This is a genomic window from Rhodococcus sp. BS-15, assembly GCF_000813105.1.
GTDB lineage: Bacteria > Actinomycetota > Actinomycetes > Mycobacteriales > Mycobacteriaceae > Rhodococcoides.
Map to the genome: position 1 here is coordinate 1 of NZ_BAOX01000240.1, position 7,694 is coordinate 7,694.

At 65.2% G+C, this 7,694-nt stretch carries 9 protein-coding genes; 2 read left to right on the plus strand and 7 right to left on the minus strand.

The genetic code is table 11. The features are described 5' to 3' along the window. Positions 1-53: 53 nt before the first annotated feature. The 4 genes from RHBS_RS21030 to RHBS_RS21045 all read right to left on the minus strand — a co-directional run bounded on the left by RHBS_RS21030 (position 54) and on the right by RHBS_RS21045 (position 2,917). On the minus strand, positions 54-1,049 hold the full coding sequence (locus RHBS_RS21030) for an NADP-dependent oxidoreductase (protein ID WP_121870767.1): 996 nt from the start codon (positions 1,047-1,049) through the stop codon (positions 54-56). A 10-nt stretch (positions 1,050-1,059) separates the two neighbouring features. Further along, a complete protein-coding gene (locus RHBS_RS21035; protein ID WP_037187450.1) occupies positions 1,060-1,485 on the minus strand; it encodes an organic hydroperoxide resistance protein in 426 nt (141 codons plus the stop codon). After that, positions 1,482-1,940: a MarR family winged helix-turn-helix transcriptional regulator gene (locus RHBS_RS21040; RefSeq protein WP_121870766.1), complete on the minus strand. Its 459-nt coding sequence runs from the start codon at positions 1,938-1,940 to the stop codon at positions 1,482-1,484. Before RHBS_RS21040 ends, RHBS_RS21035 begins: the two co-directional genes overlap by 4 nt. 215 nt (positions 1,941-2,155) lie before the next feature. Beyond that, positions 2,156-2,917: an iron-siderophore ABC transporter substrate-binding protein gene (locus RHBS_RS21045; protein WP_237669517.1), complete on the minus strand. Its 762-nt coding sequence runs from the start codon at positions 2,915-2,917 to the stop codon at positions 2,156-2,158. A gap of 436 nt (positions 2,918-3,353) precedes the next feature. Here RHBS_RS21045 and RHBS_RS21050 point away from each other — a divergent pair, with 436 nt between their 5' ends. Beyond that, the gene (locus RHBS_RS21050; protein ID WP_128646375.1) at positions 3,354-4,436 is read left to right on the plus strand and encodes a 3-deoxy-7-phosphoheptulonate synthase; all 1,083 of its coding nucleotides are present in this window, start codon (positions 3,354-3,356) and stop codon (positions 4,434-4,436) included. Here the strand turns inward: RHBS_RS21050 and RHBS_RS21055 are convergent. Next, positions 4,433-5,053, minus strand: coding sequence for an alpha-ketoglutarate-dependent dioxygenase AlkB (locus RHBS_RS21055; protein ID WP_068047907.1), 621 nt, complete (start codon positions 5,051-5,053; stop codon positions 4,433-4,435). The genes RHBS_RS21050 and RHBS_RS21055 overlap by 4 nt on opposite strands. Before the next feature lie 59 nt (positions 5,054-5,112). On the opposite strand from RHBS_RS21055, the gene RHBS_RS21060 reads away from it, so the two are divergent. Then, entirely contained in the window at positions 5,113-5,538 is a 426-nt protein-coding gene (locus RHBS_RS21060; RefSeq protein WP_094639370.1) for a VOC family protein, read from the plus strand. Here RHBS_RS21060 and RHBS_RS21065 read toward each other — a convergent pair. Together RHBS_RS21065 and RHBS_RS21070 are read right to left on the minus strand one after the other, a co-directional pair. After that, positions 5,531-6,556 (minus strand): AraC family transcriptional regulator, encoded by a 1,026-nt coding sequence (locus RHBS_RS21065; protein ID WP_094639371.1) that lies wholly within the window; start codon positions 6,554-6,556, stop codon positions 5,531-5,533. The genes RHBS_RS21060 and RHBS_RS21065 overlap by 8 nt on opposite strands. After that, a partial coding sequence (locus RHBS_RS21070; RefSeq protein WP_128646376.1) for a pyridoxal phosphate-dependent aminotransferase occupies positions 6,553-7,694 on the minus strand: 1,142 nt, incomplete at its 5' end. The genes RHBS_RS21070 and RHBS_RS21065, both read right to left, overlap by 4 nt.

Consider the following 7,694-nt stretch of genomic DNA (forward strand, 5'->3'; position numbering starts at 1 on the left):
CCCGGTCGAATTCGACCGGGGTGTGGACTGCGGTAGAACCGTTCGGGTCCGACTCAGATGGTGACGACCATCTTGCCGGTGTTCTCGCCCTTCATCAGTCCGATGAACGCCGAGGGAGCGTTGTCGAGACCGTCGACGACCGTTTCGTCGAATTCGATTGCGCCGCTGGCGAGCCACTGGGTCATCTTGGTGCGGAATTCCTCGGTGAGGTGCGCGTAGGAGCCGACGATGAAGCCCTCGAGCGTCAATTCCTTGCCGATGGCCAGGGCGAGGTTGCGCGGTGCGGGAGTCGGCTCGGTGGAGTTGTACTGAGCGATGGCTCCGCACATGGCAATTCGGCCGTGCTTGTTCATCGACCCGATGGCGGCCTCGAGATGTTCGCCGCCGACGTTGTCGAAGTACACGTCGATGCCGTCCGGTGCTGCCTGTCGCAGCTGCTCGGCAACAGGGCCGTCGTGGTAATCGAACGCCGCGTCGAAGCCGAGCTCGAGCAAGCGAGCAACTTTGGCGGGGGAGCCCGCACTGCCGATCACCCGGGATGCGCCGAGCGCCTTGGCGATCTGCCCGACGAGCGACCCGACTGCGCCGGCTGCGCCGGACACGAACACGACGTCACCTTCCTTGAACGACGCAACGTCGGTCAGGCCTGCATACGCTGTGGTGCCGGTCATTCCGAGCGCGCCCAGGTACGCCGAGGCCTTGGCTGCGCCGAGATCGACCTTGCTCGCACCCCTGGCCGGGACGATGGCGAGATCTCGCCACCCCTGGCCGTGTACGACCGCGTCGCCGACAGAGAAACCCTCGGCCTTGGATTCGATGATCTCGCCGACGGCGCCGCCGTCGAGCGGTGCGTCGATCTGGAACGGCGGGACGTACGACTTCACGTCGTTCATTCGGCCGCGCATGTACGGATCGACCGACATCACGATGTTGCGGACGAGGATCTGCCCGTCGGCGAGTTCGGGAAGGTCGACGACCTCCGCACGAAAGTTGTCTTCCGTCGGCCAGCCTTCTGGGCGGGACGCGAGGTGAATTTCGTGTGCCTTCACTGTATTTCCCTTACTCGTCTTCGGTGACTGTGACGGTGACGTCGATGTTGCCGCGGGTGGCGTTGGAGTACGGGCACACCTGGTGGGCCTTGTCGGCCAGGGCCTGGGCGTCCTCGCGACTCAGGTTCGGCAGCGTCACCTCGAGGGTGACGGCGAGCTGGAAGCCGCCCGCGTCGTTGGGGCCGATGTCCACGCGTGCGCCGACGGCCGAATCGGTGACGTCGGCCTTGTCCTGACGGGCCACCATCTGCAGTGCGGAGTGGAAGCACGCGGCGTAGCCGGCGGCGAAGAGCTGCTCGGGGTTGGTGCCGTTGCCGCTGCCGCCCATGGCCTCGGGGATGGCGAGGTCGAGATCGAGCCGTCCGTCGGAAGTGCGGGCGTGTCCGTTTCGGCCTTCACCGGTGGCCAGTGCTTCGGCGGTGTAGATGGTCTTCATGATTCTCCTTCTGTCGTGCTCGAATCGGTGTGATGCAAAGCGCTCGTCAATGCGTCGAGCGACTCTTTGAGCTTGACGAGATCGTCGACATTCATGCCGGTCTTCTCGGCCAGCTTGCGTGGAATGTCGAGTGCCTTTGCGCGCATGGCACTTCCGGTCTCGGTGAGGTGGATCTCGACGCGGCGTTCGTCGGTGCTGAGGCGTCGGCGCTCGATGAAACCGAGACCTTCGAGCCGCTTGAGCATCGGCGACAGAGTGCCGGTGTCGAGATCGAGTTCGGCGCAGATGTCCTTGACGCCGCGCCCGTCCTGTTCCCACAGCACCAGCAGTACGAGGTACTGCGGGTACGTGACACCGAGCTCGTCGAGCATCGGGCGATACACCGCGGTGGTAGCCCGCGATGCGGAGTACAGCGCGAAGCACACCTGACGGTCGAGTGCGAGTTCGTTGGTCACTCCAAGAACAGTAGTGCACGGTTAAGTTGTGCGCAACCTATAGATCCGTCGTGCGCGTATTGCGTACTCCTGAGCGCGTAAAACGCGCACGACGAGGGATCAGCTCTGCAGGGCGTTCCTCAGGCCGTCGAGCACGATGGTTGCCGCCGTCGGACCGGCGTTGAGGTACCACGGGTCGTCGTCGACTCGGACGATGTGATTCTCGGTTGCCGCGCTCATTCCGGCCCACAGCGGTTGGTGGTGTACGACGCGGCGCTCGAATCGGCTCCGGCGTCCTGGCTGGAGACGAACACCCAGTCCGCGTTCGCCAGTTGAATTTCTTCCTCGCTGAAGTCCTGTGAGGTCTTGTCGAACTGCTGGCTTTCCGGGCGGGCCAGGCCGGCGTCCCATGCGATGTACCCCGCGAACGACGGGATGCCGAACACGCGTGCCCGATCGGCGGTGAAGCGGACGAAGGAGACCGTGGGCGTGCCGCCATCGGCAACCGAATCACCCAGTGCCGCAGCGTCGGAGGTGTAGGTGTCGAGGAAGCTCTGCGCTTGCTCGGTGCGGCCCAGCGCGTCGCCGAGGAGGAGGAAGTCCTGCTTCCAGTTCACTCCGGTGCCCTCGGTGAGTACGGTCGGCGCGATGGTCGACAGCGTCGAATAGATGTCCTCGGAGCCTGCCTTGTTCGCCAGGATGAGGTCCGGTTCGATGGCGGCGATCGCCTCGATGTCGACTTCCTGCCGGTTGCCGACATCGACGAACTGCGCCATGCGATCCGCGTACTGCGGAAACGAGAAGCCGATGTAATCCGGTACCAGTGCGGCGCCGTCTCCGTAGGCGACTCCGGTGGGTACGACGCCCAGAGTGAGAGCCGCGTCGAGCTGACCGGTGGCGATCACGACGATCTTCGTCGGTTCGGCGGGGAGTTCGGTGGAGCCGCCGAAGTGGCCGACCGTGCGGGGGAACACTCCGTCCGCGGCCCCCGAACCCATGCCGTCGGGGATGCCGGTGGGGCCGGGTGCGTCCGTAGCAGCGTCGTCAGGGCCAGTGTCGTCGGAGGAGGTGGCCGACGCCGTACTGGTGGAGGGAGTGGCCGTCTGCTCGGCGGTACCGCCACAGGCAACGGTGTCAGTGCGGTGACCGCGGCGATCGCGGTGGCCAGGAGTAGACGTTTCACTTCGTTCTCTTTCACAGATCGGGCGTAGGCAGGTAACCCTAGCCTAAACCTGGTTGGGTCGATGTCCGCGATTCATTCATCTGCTACGGTGCTTTTCATGCAGCGCACGTATTTCTGGTTTAGCAGGCCGGCCCCGGGTGGGTCAGCCAGCGACGCCATGCGCTGACCCTCCACCCCACGAGCCGGATACAGACCGGCTCGAAGTGCATGTGGAGCATGAAGAGTCGGCCTGGGAACAGGAACGCCCTCTCATGACACTTTCTCTCGACACCCCACCTCTCGACGATCAGCGGACCATCAGCATCAGCCCGCTGGTTGCCCCGTCGGTGCTGCGCCGCGAACATGCTGTGGACGACGCGATCTCGGCCACCGTCAGAACCGGGCGCGCCGGCGTGGTCGACGTGCTGGACGGCCGCGACGATCGGCTGATCGTCGTCGTCGGCCCGTGCTCGGTGCACGACACCGACGCGGCCCTCGACTACGCTCGACGCCTCGCGGCCAAGGCATCCGAACTGGGCGATCGACTGCACATCGTCATGCGGGTCTACTTCGAGAAGCCGAGGACGACGCTCGGGTGGAAGGGATTGATCAACGATCCGCACCTCGACGGCAGCTTCGACATCAATGCCGGCCTGCGCGTGGGACGTCAACTGCTGCTCGACATTTCCGCGCTCGGTCTGCCGGTCGGGTGCGAGTTCCTCGACCCGATCACCCCGCAGTACATCGCAGACCTGGTCAGCTACGGCGCCATCGGTGCGCGGACTGCGGCCAGTCAGGTGCATCGCCAGCTGTGCAGTGCGTTGTCGATGCCGGTGGGGATCAAGAACTCCACCGAGGGCGACATCCAGGTCGCGGTCGACGGCACCCGTGCTGCCGCCGCGAGCCACGTCTTCCCCGGCACCGACCTCGACGGCCAGGCGGCTCTGATCCGCACCGTAGGAAACCCGGACTGTCACGTCATTCTGCGCGGCGGCGTCGACGGGCCGAACTACGATGCCGAGTCGGTCGCCGATACCGTTGCACGCCTGCGTAAGTCGGGTCTAACGGAGCGAGTCGTCATCGACGCCAGCCACGGCAACAGCCGCAAGGACCACAACAAGCAGGTCGACGTGGTCACCGACGTGGCAGCACGGGTCGCGGCAGGCGAACACGGCATCGTCGGTCTGATGCTCGAGAGCTTCCTGGTCGCGGGGCGTCAGGATCTCGAACTCGGCCACCGTGACGATCTGCTGTACGGGCAGTCGATCACCGACGCGTGCCTCGACTGGGCGACCACGGCAACGCAATTGGACACACTTGCGGCCGCGGTGGAGAAGCGCCGGGCCTCGCGCTAGCGGACCCCGCGCGGTCGGAACTGCACGCTGATGCGTGGGCCGGTCGCGCGGGTGGACTTGGGTACGGCATGTTCCCAGGTTCGTTGACACGATCCACCCATCACCACCAGGTCGCCGTGACCGAGCGTGAACTTCAACGACGTTCCACCGCCGCGCGGTCGGAGCATGAGTTGCCGTGAGGCACCGAGGGATACGATCGCAACCATGGTGTCCTCGGTAGCGCTGCGACCGATGTTGTCCCCGTGCCAGGCGACGCTGTCGGATCCGTCGCGGTAGTAGCACAGTCCGGCGGTGGTGAACGATTCTCCGAGTTCGGCGCGGTAGTGCTCGTCGAGGGCATCGCGTGCGTCGTAGAGCGCGGCGTCGGGCCACCGCTCGCGCTCGGCGTAGAACCGAACCAGGCGCGGGACATCGACCACGCGGTCGTACATCTGCCTGCGCTCGGCCCGCCAATCGACGGAGTCCACCAGTGAATCGAACAGGTGGGTATCGGACAACCAGCCCGGTCGAACGTCCACCCACGCCCCGAGTGTGAGTTCGCGACGGGTGACGGACTCGAGCGACCCGACGCCACCGTCGGCGTCACCGAACAACGAGCCCTGCATGGCGAGCGACATGACCGTCACTGTATCGAACGTGTGTTCCCATTTCCAGTGCGCGGCGGTACCGTGCCGTCATGGGATATCGATTTCAGGTCGTTGTCGACAGTGCGAACCCGCATGCACTGGCGAAGTGGTGGGCGCAGACGCTGGGTTGGCAGTCCGAACCCAGCAACGAGGACTTCATTCGCGAGATGATTGCCGCGGGGCATGCGCGCGAGGAGGACACGACCACGTTCGAGGGCGTTCTCGTGTGGCAGGCGGGCGCGGGAATCACCGATCCCGAGTCGCCCGACAGCCCGCGGGTGCTGTTCCAATCGGTGGCCGAGCCGAAATCGGTGAAGAATCGGTTGCACCTCGACATTCGCGTCGGCGACGAGCGTGAATCGGTGGTCACGCAACTGGAAGCACGGGGCGCGTCGGTACTGCATCGAGGACGTCAGGGACCCAGTGTCTGGATCACGATGACCGATCCCGAGGGCAACGAGTTCTGCGTCAGCTGAGACGGTACGAGCCGGGGGTCTGGCCGGTCCATCGCTTGAAGGCTCGGCGGAAGGCGCTGGGCTCGGAGAACCCCAACCTGGTCGAGATGTCGTCAACGCTGTCTCCGCGGCTCAAACCGGAAATCGCTGCATCGCGCAGCACTTCTTCGCGCAGTTGGTTGATGGAGGTGCCCTCCTGCCGAAGAATTCGGCGCAGGTGTGGCGGGCTGATGTTCAACATCGCCGCGATTTCGTCGGTTCCCGGTGCGCCACCTTTGAATCCGGTTTCCAGGGCGCGGCGAACCTGGCTCGACGCAGTGCTGTCGTAATCTCGGGACGAGAACAGCAGATTGGGCGACTCCGCGAGATACTCCGCCAGAGTCGCCTCGGTCTGCACGATCGGTGCCCGCATCACCGCGCTGTCGAATTCCAGTGTGGCGAGCTCGGTTCCGAACTCCACGTGGGTTCCGAAGATGGCGTCGTACATCTTTCCCGCCTCGGGGCCCGGCAGCGCGTAGGGCAGTTGCACCGACAGAAGCTTGACCCGGTTGCCGATGAGCCACGCCGCGAATCGGTGCAGCAGAATCAACAGGAAGTCGGTCAGCAGTCGCTCGGCGAGTTCGTTGCCTTCCGGGCTCAGGTGGGTGGTGGGTGTGACGTGCACCGTCAGGACCGTGGATTCTTCGGTTCGATCGATCGTCATGGGGCGTACCGGTATCAGTACCCGCATGGTCTCGGACATTCGAATCAGTGCGGCCTGCAGGTTCTCGGTGTGTATGAGGGTCTGGCACACCACGCGAAAGCTGCCGCGCCGCACCGGTACTGCAGCGAGACCGAACAGTTCGTCGCCGGTCATCGTCCAGACCGCCTGGGTGAATGCAGTGACCTGCCGGGTGGTCAGACGCTCGGCCGGATTGTCGAGGATGGTGGATCCGATGCCGGCCATCGACAGCGGGTAGGTCAGGTCGACCCCGCTCCTCGTCGCGAGGTCGACGGCCTGCCTGACGAAGTAGGCCGGGATCGTCGGTTGCGCAGTCACAACTTCCGTAGCCTCTCGGCCGCGTCGGCGAGAACCTTGTCCTGCTTGCAGAAAGCGAAGCGCACCAACGACTTCCATGGAGTCGGCTCGTCGACGAACGCCGTGACCGGAACCGCCGCGACGCCCACCAGATCCGGTAGGGCACGGCAGAACTCGTAGGCGTCACCGCGTCCGATCGGTGCGATGTCGGCACAGACGAAATACGTTCCTGCGCTGTACTTCACATCGGCACCTGTCGCTGCCAGAGCGGCCGAGAGTGTGTCTCGCTTGCGTTGCAGGCCGTCGCGCATCTGCGCTATCCACGCCTGCTCGTGCTCGAGCGCGTAGGCGACGGCCGGTTGGAAGGGAGTGCCGCCGACGAAGGTCATGAACTGTTTGGCCGCGCGGACGGCGTCGATCAATTCGGCAGGCCCCAGCGCCCAGCCCGTCTTCCATCCGGTGGCGTTGAAGGTTTTGGCGGCACTCGACACCGTGACGGTGCGCTCGAACATCCCGGGCAGTGTCGCGATCGGCGTGTGCACCGTGCCGTCGAAGGTGAGGTGCTCGTAGACCTCGTCGGTGAGGACCAGCAGATCGTGGGTGACCGCGATGTCGGCGATGCGGATCATGGTGTCCCGGTCGAAGACCGTGCCGGTGGGGTTGTGCGGGGAATTGACGATCAGCATGCGGGTGCGGGGCCCGATGGCGTGTTCGAGGGCGTCGGTGTCGACGGTCCATCCGTTGCCGTCGGACACCAGTGGCACGGCGGTTCGAGTGGCACCGGCGAGTGCGATGGCGGCCGCGTAGGAGTCGTAGAACGGTTCGATCAGCAGGACGTCGTCACCTGACTCGATCAGGCCGAGAAGTGTCGCCGAGATCGCCTCGGTGGCACCGACGGTGACGAGTATCTGCGAATCGGGGTCGTAGCGCAGACCGAATCGGGCCGCCCTGTCGTCGGCGATGGCCGCCCGCAGCACCGGCATGCCGGGGCCGGGGGAGTACTGGTTGAGGCCGCTCGCGATGGCCTCACGCGCGGTCTCGAGCATGGCTGGTGGGCCGTCGGTGTCGGGGAAGCCCTGCCCGAGGTTGACGGCCTTCTTCTCGACGGCGAGTGCGGTCATCTCGGCGAAGATCGTCGACGCGAACGGGCGCAACCGTG